The sequence below is a fragment of the Duganella sp. Root1480D1 genome (assembly GCF_001427305.1).
GTDB lineage: Bacteria > Pseudomonadota > Gammaproteobacteria > Burkholderiales > Burkholderiaceae_D > Rugamonas.
In genome coordinates, this window is sequence record NZ_LMFZ01000016.1 from 23929 (window position 1) to 40876 (window position 16948).

16 protein-coding genes are annotated in these 16948 nt (G+C 61.9%); 14 read left to right on the top strand and 2 right to left on the bottom strand.

All coding sequences use genetic code 11. The annotated features are described in order from the left end of the window. Window positions 1-52 precede the first annotated feature (52 nt). Window positions 53-1324, bottom strand: coding sequence for a dicarboxylate/amino acid:cation symporter (locus ASD58_RS16930; protein ID WP_057262349.1), 1272 nt, complete (start codon window positions 1322-1324; stop codon window positions 53-55). A gap of 137 nt (window positions 1325-1461) precedes the next feature. On the opposite strand from ASD58_RS16930, the gene ASD58_RS16935 reads away from it, so the two are divergent. The 5 genes from ASD58_RS16935 (at window position 1462) to ASD58_RS16955 (ending at window position 6108) form a co-directional block, all read left to right on the top strand. After that, on the top strand, window positions 1462-2187 hold the full coding sequence (locus ASD58_RS16935; RefSeq protein ID WP_057262350.1) for an amino acid ABC transporter ATP-binding protein: 726 nt from the start codon (window positions 1462-1464) through the stop codon (window positions 2185-2187). 36 nt (window positions 2188-2223) lie between these two features. Then, a complete protein-coding gene (locus ASD58_RS16940) occupies window positions 2224-3120 on the top strand; it encodes an amino acid ABC transporter substrate-binding protein (protein WP_057262351.1) in 897 nt (298 codons plus the stop codon). 1 nt (window position 3121) lies between these two features. Next, window positions 3122-3868: an amino acid ABC transporter permease gene (locus tag ASD58_RS16945; protein WP_057262352.1), complete on the top strand. Its 747-nt coding sequence runs from the start codon at window positions 3122-3124 to the stop codon at window positions 3866-3868. Further along, window positions 3868-4560 (top strand): amino acid ABC transporter permease, encoded by a 693-nt coding sequence (locus ASD58_RS16950; protein WP_057262353.1) that lies wholly within the window; start codon window positions 3868-3870, stop codon window positions 4558-4560. The genes ASD58_RS16945 and ASD58_RS16950 overlap by 1 nt, the downstream gene beginning before the upstream one ends. 99 nt (window positions 4561-4659) lie before the next feature. Then, window positions 4660-6108, top strand: coding sequence for an amidohydrolase family protein (locus tag ASD58_RS16955; protein WP_057262369.1), 1449 nt, complete (start codon window positions 4660-4662; stop codon window positions 6106-6108). Here the strand turns inward: ASD58_RS16955 and ASD58_RS16960 are convergent. Continuing rightward, window positions 6105-6590: a VOC family protein gene (locus ASD58_RS16960; protein WP_057262354.1), complete on the bottom strand. Its 486-nt coding sequence runs from the start codon at window positions 6588-6590 to the stop codon at window positions 6105-6107. The two genes, ASD58_RS16955 and ASD58_RS16960, sit on opposite strands and share 4 nt — an antisense overlap. Before the next feature lie 113 nt (window positions 6591-6703). On the opposite strand from ASD58_RS16960, the gene pyrC reads away from it, so the two are divergent. The 9 genes from pyrC (at window position 6704) to ASD58_RS17000 (ending at window position 16943) form a co-directional block, all read left to right on the top strand. Continuing rightward, window positions 6704-7753: a dihydroorotase gene (pyrC, locus tag ASD58_RS16965; RefSeq protein WP_057262355.1), complete on the top strand. Its 1050-nt coding sequence runs from the start codon at window positions 6704-6706 to the stop codon at window positions 7751-7753. Window positions 7754-7761: 8 nt separating this feature from the next. After that, window positions 7762-8556, top strand: a complete 795-nt coding sequence (locus ASD58_RS16970) for a DUF3025 domain-containing protein (protein ID WP_057262356.1) — start codon at window positions 7762-7764, stop codon at window positions 8554-8556. A gap of 13 nt (window positions 8557-8569) precedes the next feature. Next, entirely contained in the window at window positions 8570-9553 is a 984-nt protein-coding gene (locus ASD58_RS16975) for a Gfo/Idh/MocA family protein (RefSeq protein WP_057262357.1), read from the top strand. 109 nt (window positions 9554-9662) lie between these two features. Then, the gene (locus ASD58_RS16980; RefSeq protein WP_057262358.1) at window positions 9663-10157 is read left to right on the top strand and encodes a hypothetical protein; all 495 of its coding nucleotides are present in this window, start codon (window positions 9663-9665) and stop codon (window positions 10155-10157) included. Between the two features lie 76 nt (window positions 10158-10233). Further along, a complete protein-coding gene (locus tag ASD58_RS16985) occupies window positions 10234-11460 on the top strand; it encodes an MFS transporter (RefSeq protein ID WP_057262370.1) in 1227 nt (408 codons plus the stop codon). 1 nt (window position 11461) lies between these two features. After that, complete coding sequence (locus tag ASD58_RS32560) at window positions 11462-11590, top strand: hypothetical protein (protein ID WP_255357332.1); 129 nt, start codon at window positions 11462-11464, stop codon at window positions 11588-11590. Window positions 11591-11782: 192 nt separating this feature from the next. Then, window positions 11783-13498: a hypothetical protein gene (locus ASD58_RS16990; protein ID WP_162253029.1), complete on the top strand. Its 1716-nt coding sequence runs from the start codon at window positions 11783-11785 to the stop codon at window positions 13496-13498. 29 nt (window positions 13499-13527) lie between these two features. Continuing rightward, window positions 13528-15063 carry a hypothetical protein gene (locus tag ASD58_RS31295; protein WP_156401324.1) on the top strand — a complete coding sequence of 512 codons (1536 nt, stop codon included), beginning with the start codon at window positions 13528-13530 and terminating at the stop codon, window positions 15061-15063. Between the two features lie 131 nt (window positions 15064-15194). Next, window positions 15195-16943: a hypothetical protein gene (locus ASD58_RS17000; protein ID WP_156401325.1), complete on the top strand. Its 1749-nt coding sequence runs from the start codon at window positions 15195-15197 to the stop codon at window positions 16941-16943. The last annotated feature ends 5 nt before the right edge of the window (window positions 16944-16948 follow it).

The window sequence follows — 16948 nt, forward strand, 5'->3', positions numbered from 1 at the left end:
CGGAGCTGACCCCGACTTTTGACCCCGACTTTTATGTTGGAGGCCTGATGCCTTAAGGCAGCGGGCGATCCGACAGTTCGCGGTCGTCGGTGCTGGTCAGTTCGCCTTCCCATTTCGCCACAACGGCGGTGGCGATGGAGTTGCCGACTACGTTGGTGGCGGAACGCGCCATGTCCAGGAAGTGGTCGATGCCGAGCAGCAGCACCAGGCCGGCTTCGGGAATCTTGAACTGCGACAGGGTCGCGGCAATCACCACCAGCGATGCACGCGGCACGCCAGCCATACCCTTGGAGGTCAGCATCAGCACGGCCATCATGGTGACCTGGGTACCCAGGTCCATATTGATGCCGTAAGCCTGCGCGATGAATACCGTCGCGAAGGTGCAGTACATCATCGAACCGTCCAGGTTGAACGAGTAGCCGATCGGCAGCACGAATGCCGCAATGCGGTTACGCACGCCAAAGCGCTCCAGGCCTTCCAGGGTTTTCGGGAAAGCGGCTTCGGAGGATGCGGTGGAGAAGGCCAGCAGGGTTGGCTCTTTGACTTCCGACATCAGCTTCAGCACGCGCTTGCCCAGGAACAGGAAGCCGGCAAAGATCAGGATCGCCCACAGCACGCCGATCGACAGGTAGAACTCCGCCATGAACACGCCGTAGGTTTGCAGCACGCCCACGCCGCTCTTGGCGATGGTGCCGGCAACGGCGGCGAACACGGCGAACGGTGCGAACTGCATCACGTAGCCGGTTACCTTCAGCATGATGTGCGCCACGCCGTCGACCGCGTCGATCAGCGGTTCCGCTTTTTTTCCGACTGCAGCGGCAGCGGTACCGAAGAACAGCGAGAACACCACGATCTGCAGGATCTCGTTCTTGGCCATGCCGTCGATGATCGAGGAAGGCACCAGGTGGGTGATGAATTCTTTCAGCGACAGGCTGGAAGTCTGCAGCGTAGCCGCAGCGGCAGCACCGTCGGCCGGAATATGGCCCAGCAGCGCATCGCCCGGACGGAACAGATTCACCATGATCAGGCCGAGCGTCAACGACAGCACGGATGCGATGAAGAACCAGCCCAGGGTCTTGATGCCGACCCGGCCAACTTCCTTGGTGTCGCCCATGCGCGCAATGCCGACCATCAGGGTCGAGAACACCAGCGGCGCGATGATCATCTTGATCAGGCGCAGGAACAGGGTGGTAATGAGGGTCATGTACTCCGCAAAGCTGGTCGCTTGTGGCGCCGCTTGCGAGACATTGATGGCGTACCCGGTGAAGATACCCAGCGCCAGGCCGACGAGGATATATGTGGTCAGGCGGTTTTTGTTGGCCATAAGCAAGATTCCTGAAGTAGGGCGGATTTGCCGTTAGAATGAATAGCTATTTGATGAGCTATTAAGCAAGTCCCGAAGTATCCTTGCGGTTCTAGGCCACTGTCAAGCAAGAATAAAACTGCTGAAACCCGAAAAAGATGATCGCAATTAAAGACTTAAGTAAATGGTTTGGCAACTTTCAGGTGCTCACAGAGTGCAGCACCGAGGTAGCCAAGGGCGACGTCATGGTGATCTGCGGACCCTCCGGTTCGGGCAAATCGACGCTGATCAAGACAGTTAACGGGCTGGAGCCGTTCCAGAAGGGTGAAATTATTGTCGATGGAACATCAGTCGGCGCCAAAGGCACCGATCTGCCGGCCCTGCGCGCCCGCATCGGCATGGTTTTCCAGAATTTCGAGCTGTTTCCCCACCTGACGGTGCGCGAAAACCTGACCCTGGGCCAGGTCAAGGTACTGGGCCGTTCGCAAGACGAGGCCAATGCAAAGGGCCTGCAGTACCTCGACCGCGTCGGCCTGCTGGCGCACCAGGACAAATACCCGAACCAGCTCTCCGGCGGCCAGCAGCAGCGCGTGGCGATTGCCCGTGCCCTGGCGATGGACCCGATTGCCATGCTGTTCGACGAGCCGACGTCCGCCCTGGATCCGGAAATGATCAATGAAGTGCTGGACGTTATGGTTGGGCTGGCGCAGGACGGCATGACCATGATGGTGGTGACCCACGAAATGGGCTTCGCCCGCAAGGTGGCCAACCGCGTGGTCTTCATGGACAAAGGCCGCATCCTGGAAGACTGCAGCAAGGACGAATTCTTCGGCGCGCCGCGTTCCGAGCGCGCACGGGACTTTTTAGCGCGTATCATCCACTAACAGGGCGGGTCGTCGTCCCCGCCAGCGGAGGACACCATGACCTTTCTGCGCCTGCTTCCACTTTTCTGCCTGGCCGCAGCGGCCAGCGCCCAGGAGCCCACCGGCACCCTCGCCAAAATCAAACGCACCGGCCAGGTGGTGTTGGGCGTGCGCGACGGCTCCATCCCTTTCTCCTACCTCGATGACAAGCAGCAGTACCAGGGCTACTCGGTGGACCTGTGCCTGAAAGTCGTCGAGCACCTGAAAACGCAGCTCGCGATGCCGGGGCTGAAGGTGGCCTACAACCCGGTCACCTCCGCCAACCGCATCCCGCTGATGGCCAACGGCACCATCGACCTCGAATGCGGTTCCACTACCAATAATGCGGAACGCCAGCAGCAGGTGGCGTTCGCGCCGACCATGTTCGTGATCTCCAGCCGCCTGCTGGCCAAGAAGTCGGCCAATATCCAGGCGCTGGACGACATGAAAGGCAGGGTGCTGGTGGCTACCGCCGGCACCACCACGCTGAAGCAGATGACGATTCTGAATAATGAGCGCAAGCTTGGCATGAAGATCCTGATCGGCAAGGACCACCCTGAATCGTTCCTGATGCTGGAAACCGGGCGCGCGGAAGCGGAGGCCAATGACGACATCCTGCTCGCGGCGCAAGTCGCCACGTCCAAGGCGCCGGTCGATTTCGCCGTCAGCAAGGAGGCGATGTCGATTGAACCCTACGGCATCATGCTGCGCAAGAACGACATGCCGTTCAAAAAGTCGGTCGATGAAGCGCTGCGCAAGGTCTACCAGTCCGACGAGATCCAGCGCATCTACAAGAAATGGTTCATGAGCCCCATCCCGCCGCGCGGCGTGAACCTGAACTTCCCCATGCCGGCCAGGTTGAAGGCCGTGCTGGCAAAACCGACCGATTCGCCGGACCCCGCAGCCTACAGGTAGCATGCACTACAACTGGAACTGGCGCATCTTCTGGGAGCTGTCCCCGGACGGTGTGCACAGTTATTGGGAGACGCTGTGGTCCGGCCTGGCCTGGACGCTGGCCACCTCGCTGGCCGGCTGGGTGATCGCGTTGGCGCTAGGCATAGCGGTCGGCACGCTGCGCACGGCCCCCAGTCGCTGGCTGCGCTGCTGCGCCATCTGCTGGGTGGAAGTGTTCCGCAATATCCCGTTGCTGGTGCAGATGTTCCTGTGGTTCTTCGTGCTGCCCGAGCTATTGCCGCGCGCGGCAGGCGACTGGCTGAAGGCCCTGCCCAACGCACCGTTTGTCACGGCCGTGCTGTGCCTGGGCTTCTTTACGTCCGCCCGCGTGGCAGTGCAGGTGGCGGCCGGCATCAACGCGCTCGCCGGCGGCCAGCGCCTGGCTGCGCTGGCGCTGGGACTGTCGCGCGTGCAGGCTTACCAATATGTGCTGCTGCCGCTTGGCTTGCGCATCGTGCTGCCGCCGTTGGCCAGCGAGTTCCTCAACATCATCAAGAACAGTTCGGTGGCGCTGACCATCGGCTTGATGGAGCTGACCGCCAGCGCGCGCTCGATGCAGGAATTTACTTTCCAGTTTTTTGAGGCATTTGCCGCCGCCACTGTGATCTACGTCATCGCCAACATCATTGTCGTTGCCGGCATGACCTTGCTTGAGCGGCACCTCGCGCTGCCCGGAACCTTGGGCGGCGAAGCGCGGAGGGCAGCGTGATGTTCGCGAACTTTGATTTCAGCGTGATTGCCGGTTCGTGGGTCTACCTGTTCAGGGTGGGCATGGTGTTCACGCTCAAGCTGACCGTGCTGGCCATGCTGGGCGGCGTGGCGCTGGGAACCTTGCTGGCGATGGCGCGCCTGTCGTCGCTGCGCGTGCTGTCGCTGGCCGCCGCAGTCTATGTAAACCTGGTGCGTGCCGTGCCGCTGGTGCTGGTGATCTTCTGGTTCTATTTCCTGGTGCCCTACATCGCTGCGTGGATGATCGGCGCTTCGGAGCCAGTTAAAGTCGGCACCTTCCTGTCAGCGCTGGTCACCTTCACCCTGTTCCAGGCCGCCTACTACTGCGAGATCATGCGCGGCGGCATACAGGCCATCCCGAAAGGGCAATTTCAGGCAGCGCAGGCGCTGGGCATGAATTACTGGCAAACCATGTCGCAGATCGTGCTGCCGCAGGCTTTCCGCAATATGCTTCCGGTACTGCTGACGCAGACGATCGTGCTGTTCCAGGACGTATCGCTGGTGTATGTGCTATCCGTCCCCGACTTCGTTGGCGCTGCCAGCAAGATCGCCCAGCGCGATGGGCGGCTGGTCGAAATGTACGTCTTCGTGGCCGTGGTCTACTTCATCCTGTGCACGTTGATGTCGTGGCTGGTGCGCCGCATGCAGCGGCGCATCGCGATCATTTACTGACTCATCGAAAGTTTGCGCTCCTCCGGGCTTTCATATGTTTCGGGTTGTATCGCAGCCTGGTGCGCGGCATGTCGCGTGTGTACCATGTGGTGCATGAAGATGACTAAACTTTCGGTTGGCGCCTTGCTTGTGCTGGGGGCATTCGGTAGCGCGCACGCTGCGGGACGCGTGGTTGCAGACGTGGCATTGACCCAGGCGACGATTGTCGACGTGGCTTCCGGCCGCCTGGTGCAAGGCAAGGCCGTGCTGCTGAAGGGTGGCGACATCATCGCCGTTGTCGACAACGCAAGGCTAAGGGACTATTCACCCAGGCGAACCGTCAAGCTGACGGGCAAATACCTGATGCCGGGCCTGTGGGACACGCATGTGCACTTTGGCGGCGGGCCGGCCCTGATCGAAGAGAACAAGCAGCTGCTGAACCTCTACCTCGCGCACGGCATCACTACCGTGCGCGATTGTGCCGGCGACCTCTCCGACACCGTGCTCGATTGGCGCGACCTGATCAACCAGGGCAAGCTGCTTGGCCCGACCATCCTGGCATCTGGCCCGAAACTGGAGGGCTACAAGCCGCTGTGGAAAGGCACCATCGAAGTCGGCACGCCGGAAGAAGTCAGCAAGGCGCTGGACTACCTGCAGTCGCGCAGCGTGGACTTCGTGAAGATCACCGAAAACACCATGAAGCCGGAGATTTTCCTGGAAGCGGTACGCCAGGCCAAGGCACGCGGCATGCAGACCTCGGGCCACCTGCCGGTACAGCTCACGCTGGACCAGGCGATGCGGGCCGGCTTGGGCAGCATTGAGCACCAGGCCTATGCCCTGCGCGGCTCAACCCCGCGTGAAGCGGAACTGACCGCACAGGTCGCGGAAGGCAGGATCACCGGCCGGGAAGCGATGCGCGCCAGCCTGGAAAGCTTCGATGAAGCGACCGCGCGCGCCACCTTCCGCCGCATGGCCGCAGCGGGCATGTCGATCACCCCGACCCTGGTGGGCTCGCAAGTCACCGCTTACCTGGACCAGGATGAACACGCCAACGACCCGTACCTGAAATACATCGGCAAGGGCCTGCGCAAAACCTACGAATGGCGCGTGCAGCGCGCCGCCAAGGATGATGCGGCCGCCATCGCCTACCGCCACGCGTCTTACGAGAAAGCGGCGTCGCTGTTGCCGCTGCTGCAGCAGGAAGGCGTCAACATCATCGCCGGAACCGATGCGGGTTTCCTGAATTCCTTCGACTATCCGGGCCAGGGCTTGCATGACGAACTGGGCATCTTCGTCAAATACGGCCTGACGCCGCAGCAGGCGCTGCAAGCGTCGGTGATCAATGGCCCGCGCTTCCTCGGCAAGCAGGAGCGCTACGGCGCCGTCGCCCAGGGCAAGGCAGCCGACCTGCTGGTGCTGGACGCCAATCCGCTGCAGGACATCGCCAACACCCGCAAGGTGCGCATGGTGATCAGCCACGGCAAGATCTACGACCGCAACCAACTGGACACGATGCTGGAATCGGCCCGCCGCTACGCGGAGGAGCATCCCGCTCCGCCCGCCGGCTAAGCAGGGCCGCGCCGCGCTTTCTCGATCTTCGCGATGTCGATTTTTTTCATGTCCATCATCGCATCGAAAGCCCGCTTGGCTGCCTTGGGATCGGGATCGGAAATTGCCTCCATCAGCACGCGCGGCGTGATTTGCCATGACAGGCCCCAGCGGTCCTTGCACCAGCCGCATTCGCTTTCCTGTCCGCCGTTGCTGACAATGGCGTTCCAAAGGCGGTCGGTTTCCGTCTGGTCGTCGGTCGCGATCTGGAATGAGAACGCCTCGCTGTGCTTGAAAAGGGGGCCGCCGTTCAGGCCAATGCATGGGATGCCGGCGACCGTGAACTCAACCACGAGGACGTCGCCCTGCTTGCCGTCCGGGTAATCGCCCGGCGCCCGGTTGATTGCACCGACGGCGCTATCGGGGAAGGTTTTTGCGTAGAAGGTGGCGGCATCCAGTGCGTCGCCGTCGTACCAAAGGCAGACTGTGTTCTTGCTAGCCATCGCTTGCCTCCTCAAAGGATTGCGGGGGGAAGCGCCAATATCGCATATTCTCGCGGCCCATGCGGTACAGCAGGTAAAATGTCGGGATTCGTTTTAAATGAAAGCCTGCAGCCATGAGTGACTTCGAGATCCCGCACAGCATCACTATCACCCGCCCGGACGACTGGCACCTTCACCTGCGTGACGGCGCCACCATGGCCAGCGTCCTGCCGGACACCGCGCGCCAGTTCGGCCGTGCGATCGTGATGCCAAATTTGAAACCTCCTGTCACCACCGTGGCGCAGGCCGCCGCCTACCGCGACCGCATCCTGGCCGCTCTGCCGCAAGGCCTGGATTTCGAGCCGCTGATGACGCTCTACCTGACCGACAACACTTCGCCGGACGAGATCATCCGCGCCGCCGACAGTGGTTTCGTGCATGCAGTCAAGCTGTACCCGGCTGGCGCCACCACCAACTCCGACGCCGGCGTGACCGACCTCGCCAAGTGCTACAAGGTGCTGGAAACCATGCAGGAAGTTGGCATGCCCTTCCTGGTGCACGGTGAAGTGACCGACCAGGACATCGACCTGTTCGACCGCGAAGCCGTGTTCATCGAACGCGTCATGCGCCCGCTGCGCAAGGACCTGCCGGCACTGAACATCGTGTTCGAGCACATCACCACCAAGGATGCCGCGCAATACGTGGCGGAAGCGGAAGGCCCGATCGCAGCCACCATCACCGCCCACCACCTGCTGTACAACCGCAACGAGATCTTCAAGGGCGGCATTCGCCCGCATTACTACTGCCTGCCGGTGCTGAAGCGCGAGGAGCACCGCCTGGCGCTGGTGACCGCGGCCACCAGCGGCGACGAGCGTTTCTTCCTCGGCACCGACTCCGCGCCGCACGCGCAGGGCGCCAAGGAAGCCGCTTGCGGCTGCGCCGGTTGCTACACCGCGCTGCACGCCATGGAGCTGTACACCGAGGTCTTCGCCCGTGCCGGCGCACTGGACAAGCTGGAAGCCTTCGCTTCCCTGAACGGCCCGGCCTTCTACGGCCTGGAGCCGAACAATGGCACCATCACGCTGAAGCGCGAGCAGTGGACGCTGCCGGCCGACCTGCCATTCGGCGATTCCAGGCTGATCCCGCTGAACGCCGGCGAAACGATCAACTGGAAAATGGCCTAAAGCTCCAAGTGTTCCAGGAAATCGACTGGTCGCGCGCCTGGTATGCCTCGGTGCGCGATGCAGCTTCCCGCATCGACCTCTCCCAGCCCAGCGTGGTACGGCCGTTCTGCGAGCAGGCTGACGCGCTGGCGCTGGTCAACCACGCAGGCCAGCCGCTGCGCTTCGTGCCGCAAGCCGCGCTGCCCGAAGGCACGGCCTACGAAGAATTCATCGGCGCCACCGGCCAGGTGCCTACCCGCGACAACCTGCACGATTTCTTCAACGGCCTGGTGTGGCTGACTTTCCCGCTCATCAAACGCCAGCTCAACGCCTTGCAGGCGGCGCAGATCGCGCTCGATGGCGTGGGCAAATCGCGCGGTCCCGCGCGCGATGCTGCTACTATTTACGACGAAAACTCGGCGCTGCTGGTGGTGCGCGACGACGCCGAAGGCGCAGCCCTGGTGGACGCCTTGCGTAACCACCGCTGGCGCGAAGCCTTCGTGCAGTGCGCCCCCATGTTCGGCCGCGACGCCGAAGTCTGGCTGTTCGGCCACGCGCTGATGGAAAAGCTGGTGGCGCCTTATAAAGCCATCACCGCCCACACCCGCGTGGTGCGGGCGGGAGACGATTACTGGGCGCAGGACGATGCCGGCCGCCGCGCATGGCTGGATAGTGCGGAAGCGGCGCGCCTGGCCGGCGAAGGTTTGGCCAAGGGCGGCTTCACGCCGGTGCCGGTGCTGGGCATTCCCGGCTGGTGGCCGCAGCAGGATGACGCTTTTTACGCAGACGACACGGTATTCCGCCCAAAGCGGAAGCCCGCTTGAAAAGGAGCTTTGAATGGACAAGATTATTCGCTGGGGCATCCTCGGCACCGGCAAGATCGCCAAGGCCTTCGCCACAGCGCTGCGCGAGGTGCCTGACGTCGAACTGGCGGCCGTTGCATCGCGCAGCTTAGATAGCGCTACCGAGTTCGCCAGGGAGTATGGCGCAAAGCGCGCCCATGGCGGCTACCAGGCGCTGGCCGATGACGGCGGCGTGGATGTCATCTACATCGCCACCCCGCACGCCATGCACCACGAAAATGCCATCATGTGCCTGAAGGGCGGCAAGGCGCTGCTGGTTGAAAAGGCCTTTACCCTGAACCGCCGCGAAGCGCAGGAAATCGCCGACCTGGCGCGCGAGCGCAAGCTGTTCGTGATGGAGGCCATGTGGACCCGCTTCCAGCCAGCCATCCTGGAAGCCAAGCGCATGATCGACATGGGCGAGATCGGCAACGTGCGCAACCTGCAGGCGGACCTGGGTTTCGTGGCCAACGCCGGCCCGGAGCATCGCCTGTTCAACCCCTCGCTGGGCGGCGGCGCTCTGCTGGACCTGGGCATTTATCCGCTGTCGATGGCAGCCTTCTTCCTGGGGCCTGTCAAAGGTGTCCGCGGCTATGGCGAATTGACGCCGGCCGGCGTCGATGTGCAAGCCAATTTCACGCTGCATCATGAAGACGGGGCGCTGTCGGCATGTGGCTGCAGCCTGAATGCCCGCACCCCGGCCACGCTGAGCATTGGCGGCGACAAGGGATTCCTGCGCCTGCATGGACGTTTCCACCACGCGGAGCGTTTCACCGTCGTCCTGAACGATGGCAGTGAACGCGAATTCCACTTCCCGCGCATCGGCAACGGCTATGCGCATGAGGCGATCGAAGTAGGACGCTGCCTGCGCGAAGGCCTGCTCGAAAGCCCGCAGATGCCGCTCGATGAAACCGTGGCGCTGATGGGCGTGCTGGATGAGTTGCGGGCCCAGCTTGGCGTGCGTTACAGCGTCGACTGAAGCGAGGATTGACGCGCGCGCGCCACACGACAACTCTTTACAAAAAAGTATTAGCCCTAAAATTGTCATAAAGTTATTATCGTATTTTTAACTTTGGATGGAGGGTGGTATGCATCAAGCAATCCTGAAGCTGGCAGGCGGCGTGGCGCTGGCATTGGCATCCGGCGCCGCTTCGGCACAATGGGTTACTACTGATCTTCAAGTTACTGGGGTGATCCAGGAAGTACCCGGGCCGTCTGCCCGCTGCCCTTCCCAATTCGGCGGCACCATCACCGGCCAGGGCAGCAGCCCCTTGCTGGGCCGTGTCGTCTACGTCGGCAGCGACTGCATCACGCCGGACGGCAACATCTACAACTTCAGCCGCGGCCGCTTCATCCTCATGACCGTGTCCGGCGACCAGATTTACGCCAACTACAGCGGCCAGTTCGTGCCTACCGGCCAAGGTACCAATTACGTCTTCAATAGCGCCACTTTCCAGATCGTCGGCGGCACCGGCCAGTACATCTTTGCCAGCGGCGGCGGCCAGTTGCAGGGCGGCGAAGACATGGCGACCGGCGCCGGCAACATCATCATGACCGGCCGCATGAGCTACTGGAAGCGCTAAAGCCGTTTCGGCGGTCGCCAGCAGGATTCGGCGGCATCCTTTACACTGGCTTTCTTTGCCAGCCAGGATGCCTGCCATGCCAAGCAACGACCGCCACCTCAATCTCAAGACGATCCTGCTCGCGACCGGTGTCGTGCTGACGCTGGCGATGGGCGTGCGCCATGGTTTCGGCTTCTGGATGCAGCCGATTTCGCAGGCTAATGGCTGGAGCCGCGAAACCTATTCGCTGGCGCTGGCGCTGCAAAACCTGCTGTGGGGCGCTTTCGGCCCCTTCGCCGGCATGGTGGCGGACCGCTGGGGCACCCAGCGCGTGGTGATCGCCGGCGCTTTCTCCTATATGGCGGGCTTGTTGTGGATGGCCACGGTAACCCAGCCGACGCTGTTCATCATCGGCTCCGGCGTGTTCATTGGCCTCGGCCTGGCCTGTACCGCTTTCGGTGCGGTGAGCGGCATCATCGGCCGCGCGGCGCCGGTTGAAAAGCGCTCCTGGGCCTTCGGCGTGTCGGGCGCTGCCAGCTCTTTCGGCCAGTTCCTGATGATGCCGGTCGAGCAGCAATTGATTTCCACCATCGGCTGGCAGCACGCCTTCTATGCATTGGCGGGCGTGGTGTTCCTGCTGATGATCCCGATGACGAACTTCCTGCGCGAGCCGAGGCACGAAGTAGCGACCGGCGGCGCCCACCAGAGCGTGGGCGAGGCAATGCGCGAAGCCGTCGGCAACCGCTCCTTCCTGCTGTTGGTGGCGGGCTATTTCGTATGCGGCTTTCAGTTGGTGTTCGTCGGCGCTCACTTGCCGGCCTACCTGAAGGACAAGGGCATTGCCACGCCGGGCGTGGCGGTCATGGCGCTGGCGCTGATCGGGCTGTTCAACATCTTCGGCTCCTTTACTGCCGGCCAGTTGGGCGGCCGCATGCCGAAGCGCTACCTGCTTTCGTCGATCTACTTCGCGCGCTCGGTGGTGATCGGCCTGTTCCTGCTGGCGCCGCTGTCGCAGTGGTCGGTCTACCTGTTCGCAGCGGCCATCGGCTTCCTGTGGCTGGCCACGGTGCCGCTCACCAACGGCATCATCGCCGGCGTGTTCGGCTTGAAGCATATGTCGATGCTGGCCGGCGTGGTCTTCCTGTCGCACCAGGTGGGCAGCTTCATCGGGGTGTGGCTGGGCGGCTACCTGTTCGACAAGCTTGGCAGCTACGACGTGGTGTGGGGCATCACGCTCGGCCTCGGCATCTTCGCCGGCCTGGCCAACCTGCCGATCGACGAGCGCCCGCTGGCGCGCAGCGAGCCCGACCTGAAGGCAGCCTGACATGAAACAGCGGCTGCTCCATCTCGGGCTCTGGGCTTTCGCCACCACCGTCCTGGCGCTGGCGTTCTTGGCCTACCTGCAGCCAGCCTTTATGCTCGATCTCGCCAACCGCATCTATCTCTGTCTTTAAGTGGAATTCGGGCAATTCATGTTAATTTTTTGAGAATTGCACAAAAGAGATGCAAAAATAAAATTATTTTCCTTGACGAAATATTACCAACTATCTACTATTTTGAATTTTTGCAACTTTTTTGCGTAATAGACACATCTATTGCGCATTGGGATGCTCGTTTCGGGCCGGAATTCGAGGTGTTGGTTGGTTTTGAAAGTCATCTGGGCCGCTCTGCGGCCGTCAGCGCGGGCCGCGCTCGGCGCGTTGCTGCTGACCGGCCTGGCGCATGCCCAGACCACCGTCTCGGGACCTATCCGCACGAACCAGACCTGGGCCACGAGCGGAAGTCCCTACATCGTCGATGCTGACGTTGCGATCGAAGCGGGCGCTGTCCTGACGATCGAGCCTGGCGTGACGGTGCGCCTGGGGACAAATGCGAACCTGGTCGTGAGCAGTGGCACCCTGCGTGCGGAAGGCTCCTCGGCAACGCCCATTATCCTGACGGCTTCCAGCGACACCCCAGGCGGGAGCCCGGCGCCAGGTGCATGGGGCAACCTCAGCTTCATGGAAGGCACCTCGCCGGCTACGCGACTGGAATGGGTGCAGGTCAGTTACGGAAAGGGCATCCGCATCCAGGGAGCCTCGCCCACGCTGAATTACGTCGACGTCCGCAATAGCGGCGGCGCGGCGGTCCAGATGGATTTGCGCTCGTCGCCAAGTGGCGTTGGCTTGCAAGCTTCCGGCAATGCGGTGAACGGTATCAGCGTGCCGTCTGGAGATATTACGGGCAATGTACAGTGGAACCTGCGTGGCATCCCATACGTGGTGGCGACGGGCGAAGTCTCGGTTGGCCAACGTCCTTCGATTAGCAGTATTGCGCCGGCAACGATCCAGCAAGGCGAGACCATTGACGCGGTCGTCACCGGCGTTCGCCTGGACAGTGCCGACAATGCGACCGTCGACGCGGCCGGGGTTAGCACGACCCTGAGACCAGGAGCCACTACAACCATTGTGCCGGTGCGTATTACCGCGACCATGGAACAGCCAACAGGCAAGGTAACGTTGGCACTGCAAACAGCGGCCGGCCTGGTGAAGTTCCCTGCAGGGCTGGAGGTCCTTCCATTCAAACCGACTGTGCGCGTAACCTCGTTGACGCCATCGATCCTGCGTCGCGGCGAGAGCGGCAGCTTCCGTATGGATGGCACATACCTGGATGGCTCAACCGTCACATTGCCAGCGAATTCCGGCTTGGTCTTGTCCGGCCTGCAGACGACCGAAACACAAGCAACCTTCACACTTGCCGCGGCGGCGGACGCCGTGTCGGGCCAAAGGACCCTGCAAGTCGCGAACCCCTCGGTGCCCGACTCCACCGCCACCGCGGCATTGACCGTTATCGACGGTGCTCCGCGCATTGACACCGACCCGTCGCCGATCTCGCTGTTCCCGAACGGCAGGAACAACACGGTAACGATCCGCCTCTCCGCCGCCGACTCCATCGACAACACCGTCGCGTTGTCTTCGTCCGATCCGACCATTGCCACGGTGACCCCAGCGTCGATCACCATTCCGCGCGGCCAGCTGCAAGCGACTGTGCAGGTATCTGGCCTGAAGGTTGGTACGGCCTTGCTGAACATGACTTCGGCCACACTGCAGCCGATCAGCTACCAGATTTACGTCGGCAGCGTAGCCAACAACACCCTGGTTGATCCAGTCCTCGCGCGGCCGGTGGGCGTCGTGCTGTCGAGCGGCTTCGCCCCGGATAGCGTCGCAATTGCTCCACCTGTCGGCATCGTTCTCCTGCATCACGGGACCGTGCCGGGAGGCGTGGTTAATGCCAGTCCGGTTGGCGTAGTGCTCATGCGCGATCTGAATAGCTCCGACACGACCATCATTTCACCGCCAGTAAGCGTCGAATTGCGCGAATGAATTACAGAATATTTGGAAAAGGAACAGAGATGAAAACAAGCATGCCAATAGCGAAAGCCAGCCTGGCCGCAGTACTGTTGTCGAGCGCGAGCGTCAGCCTGGCCGGTGTGACGAGCGGCAGCACCGGCGCGGACGGCGCATTCAACCCAACGGCCAACGTTAGTGTGCAATTGCCTGAAAGCGGTGTGCTGAACTACACGAGCATGAATATTCCCGCTGGCGTCACTGTTACGTTCAAGAAGAATGGCAGGAACACGCCGGTCACCATGCTGGTCTCCGGCGATGCCACCATCGCCGGCACCATATCGATAGATGGTGCAACCCCAACGAGCGTCTTCAACTACAGCATTGGCGGAATTGCGGGACCTGGGGGTTATGACGGTGGCAAAGGCGGGGCTGTTGCCGATGCATCGTTGTGGACGTTTGGAGGAAAGAGTCCCAATACAGGGCGCGCCGGCTTTGGCCCCGGCGGTGGCTTGCCTGGGACCGCAATTAAACCCGGGGCATACGGATGGGGGCAACAAGACTATATACACGTTAGCCCCGCAACCGGCGCAGCATTTGGCAGCAGCATCCCTGCTCTTGGTAACGTCACCTATACCTGTACGACCCCAGGCGTGACGGCATACAGCAATAGCAACCTCATGCCGTTGGTCGGCGGGTCTGGCGGTGGTGGTGGTGCGGGTGGTGCGCGCTTGCCGGGCGGCGGCGGCGGCGGCGGCGGCGGTGCACTCCTCATCGCGGCTGACGGAACGATCAATATCACCGGATTGATTTCCGCGAATGGTGGCAACGGCGAATTCACTACAAGTGGTACTGGGCCAGGACCCGGTTCGCGCGGCGGCGGCGGTAGTGGCGGCGCAATTCGCATAGTGGCAACGACCATCTCGGGCACTGGTACGTTGAAAGCTGACGGAGGCGGCGGAAACATCGCTGGTTATGCAAATGTAGATAACGCGGGAACGAGATATAACGTTTGTTCAGCAGACCCAAGAAGTGTTTACGGGTCCCCCGGCCGGATTCGCCTCGAAGCTGTGAATCTGCAGTTCACAAGTAACACGTCGCCGTCCTACACCAGCGACGTTCCCGGCCCAATCGTCATGCCGGGCGGCGTACCAATGCTGTCGGTCGTAAGCGTTGCCGGTCAAGCTGTGCCTGCCAATCCGAATGGTTACAACGACCTGATCCTGTCCAGCGCTACCACCATCGTCCCGGTGGTCATTTCCACCAAAGCAATCCCGGTAGGAAGTGTTGTAGTAGTGAAGTTGCTGCCACCGCTTGGAACACCAGTCCTGTTCTCGGCACCGCCGACAACCGGCACGACTGACAATGGGACGACGACGGTCGACGTAGATCTTGGCCGTGGCGCCAACGTTGTCCAGGCTTCGGTGACCTTCACCGTCTCGCAGTCCAACGGCGTCGCCATGGCCCCACTGGCCGGCAACGAACAGGTCGCCCAGGTACGCCTGGAGTCCGTTCTGGGCGCCGGCGAACAACTGGCCACCCTGATCACCGTCAGCGGCAAGGAATACAAGGTGCCGGCGGCATCCCTCGCAGGTATTTGATCGCGCCCCAACGCGCGGATAAAAAGAGTGCTTGCCATTACGACTTTGTTTTTGCAATTTTTTTGCGATATGCAGCAGAACTAGTGCGCAGAGCGGGATGCCTGTTCTGCGCCGGAATTCGAGGTGTTTGTTTGGTTTTGAAAGTCATCTGGGCCGCGTTGCGGCCACCGGCGCGAGCTGCGATCGGCGCGCTGCTGCTGACCGGGCTGGCGCACGCCCAGACCACCGTGTCAGGGCCCGTCCGCACGAACCAGACGTGGGGCGCCCGCGGCAGCCCATATATGGTCGATGCTGACGTTGCGATCGAGGCAGGAGCCGTCCTGACGATTGAGCCTGGCGTCACGGTGCGCTTGGGTGCAAATGCGAACCTGGTAGTGAGTGAAGGCGCCCTCCGGGCGGTCGGTACCGTGGCAGCCCCGATTGTGCTGACCGCATCCACCGATATGCCGGGCGGCAGCCCTGCGGCTGGCGCCTGGGGCAATGTCAGCTTCCTCGAAGGGACGTCCGCCAGCACGCGACTGGAATGGGTACAGGTCAATTACGGCAAAGGCATCCTCATCCAGGGGGCTTCGCCCGTGCTCAATTACGTGGACATCCGCCACAGCAGCGGTGCCGCAGTGCAGATGGATTTGCGCTCCTCGCCGAGCGGCGTTGGCTTGCAGGCTTCTGGCAATGCAGTGAACGGCATCAGTGTGCCCGCGGGCGATATCAGCGGCAGCGTGCAATGGAATCTGCGCGGCATTCCGTATGTGGTTGCCGCAGGCGAAGTTTCGGTCGGCGCCCGTCCAAAGATCAATGCGGTAAGCCCAACGACTGTCCAACAGGGTGACATGATCGATGCTGTGCTTAGCGGTTCGCGCCTGGCAGGTGCGGAGAGCGTCACTGCCGACGCCGCCGGCGTAACTGTTGCGATCATCGCGGGCGCGAGCGATAGCAGTGTGCCGGTGCGCATCGCTGTCACACGTGATCAGCCTGCCGGCAAAGTGAATTTGTCCCTGCAGACTGCAGCCGGCCTGGTGCGGTTGCCGGCTGCATTGGAAGTGATTCCGGCCCGGCCAACCGTGCGCGTGAGCAGCATGACGCCGTCCTACCTGCGCGTTGGTACCAGCGCCGCTTTCCAGATGACGGGGACTTACCTGAATGGTGCGAACATCGCATTGCCGCAGGACTCAGGCATGACCCTGAGCGACCTGGTAACTACGGAAACCACGGCCAACTTCAAGCTTACAGCGGTCCAACAGGCACCGCTCGGCGAGAAGGCGCTGCTGGTGACCAATGCAACGGCGCCGGATACGTCGGCTACGGTCAAATTGAGCGTCGTCAATGGCGCGCCGGCTGTCTCGACCGACCCTGCCCAGATATCGATCGCGCCAAACGCGCAAGCCAACAGTGTCACATTGCGACTGTCGTCTGCGGACGTGATCGCGCACGACCTTTCCCTGGCGCTGGATGACCCGGATATTGCGACGGTATCGCCTGCGCGGCTGACAATCCCGGCCGGAGCGCAGCAGGCCACCGTCACGCTAAGCGGACTGAAAGTCGGCACCACCATGTTGACTGCCACGTCCCCCACCCTCGCCACGATCAAATTCCCGGTCTATGTCGGCAGCATTGCCGACGGCACCGTCATCGGTCCAATCGTGTCCGCACCTGTCGACGTGAAAGTGTTCTTTGCACCGAACGTATTTAATGGTGGTGTCGCGGTGACAGGGAAGCCTGTGGGCGTACAGGTCTTCAGTGTAAGCAATGCATTCGAAGGCCCGACAACAATCAGCGGTAAGCCAATCGGTGTGCACGTGTTCGGTACAGCAGGGGCAGCGGTGGGAGAAATCTCAACCTATTCCAAGACTGTTGGCGTAACGGTTAAAAAGACTCAGTAAGCGAA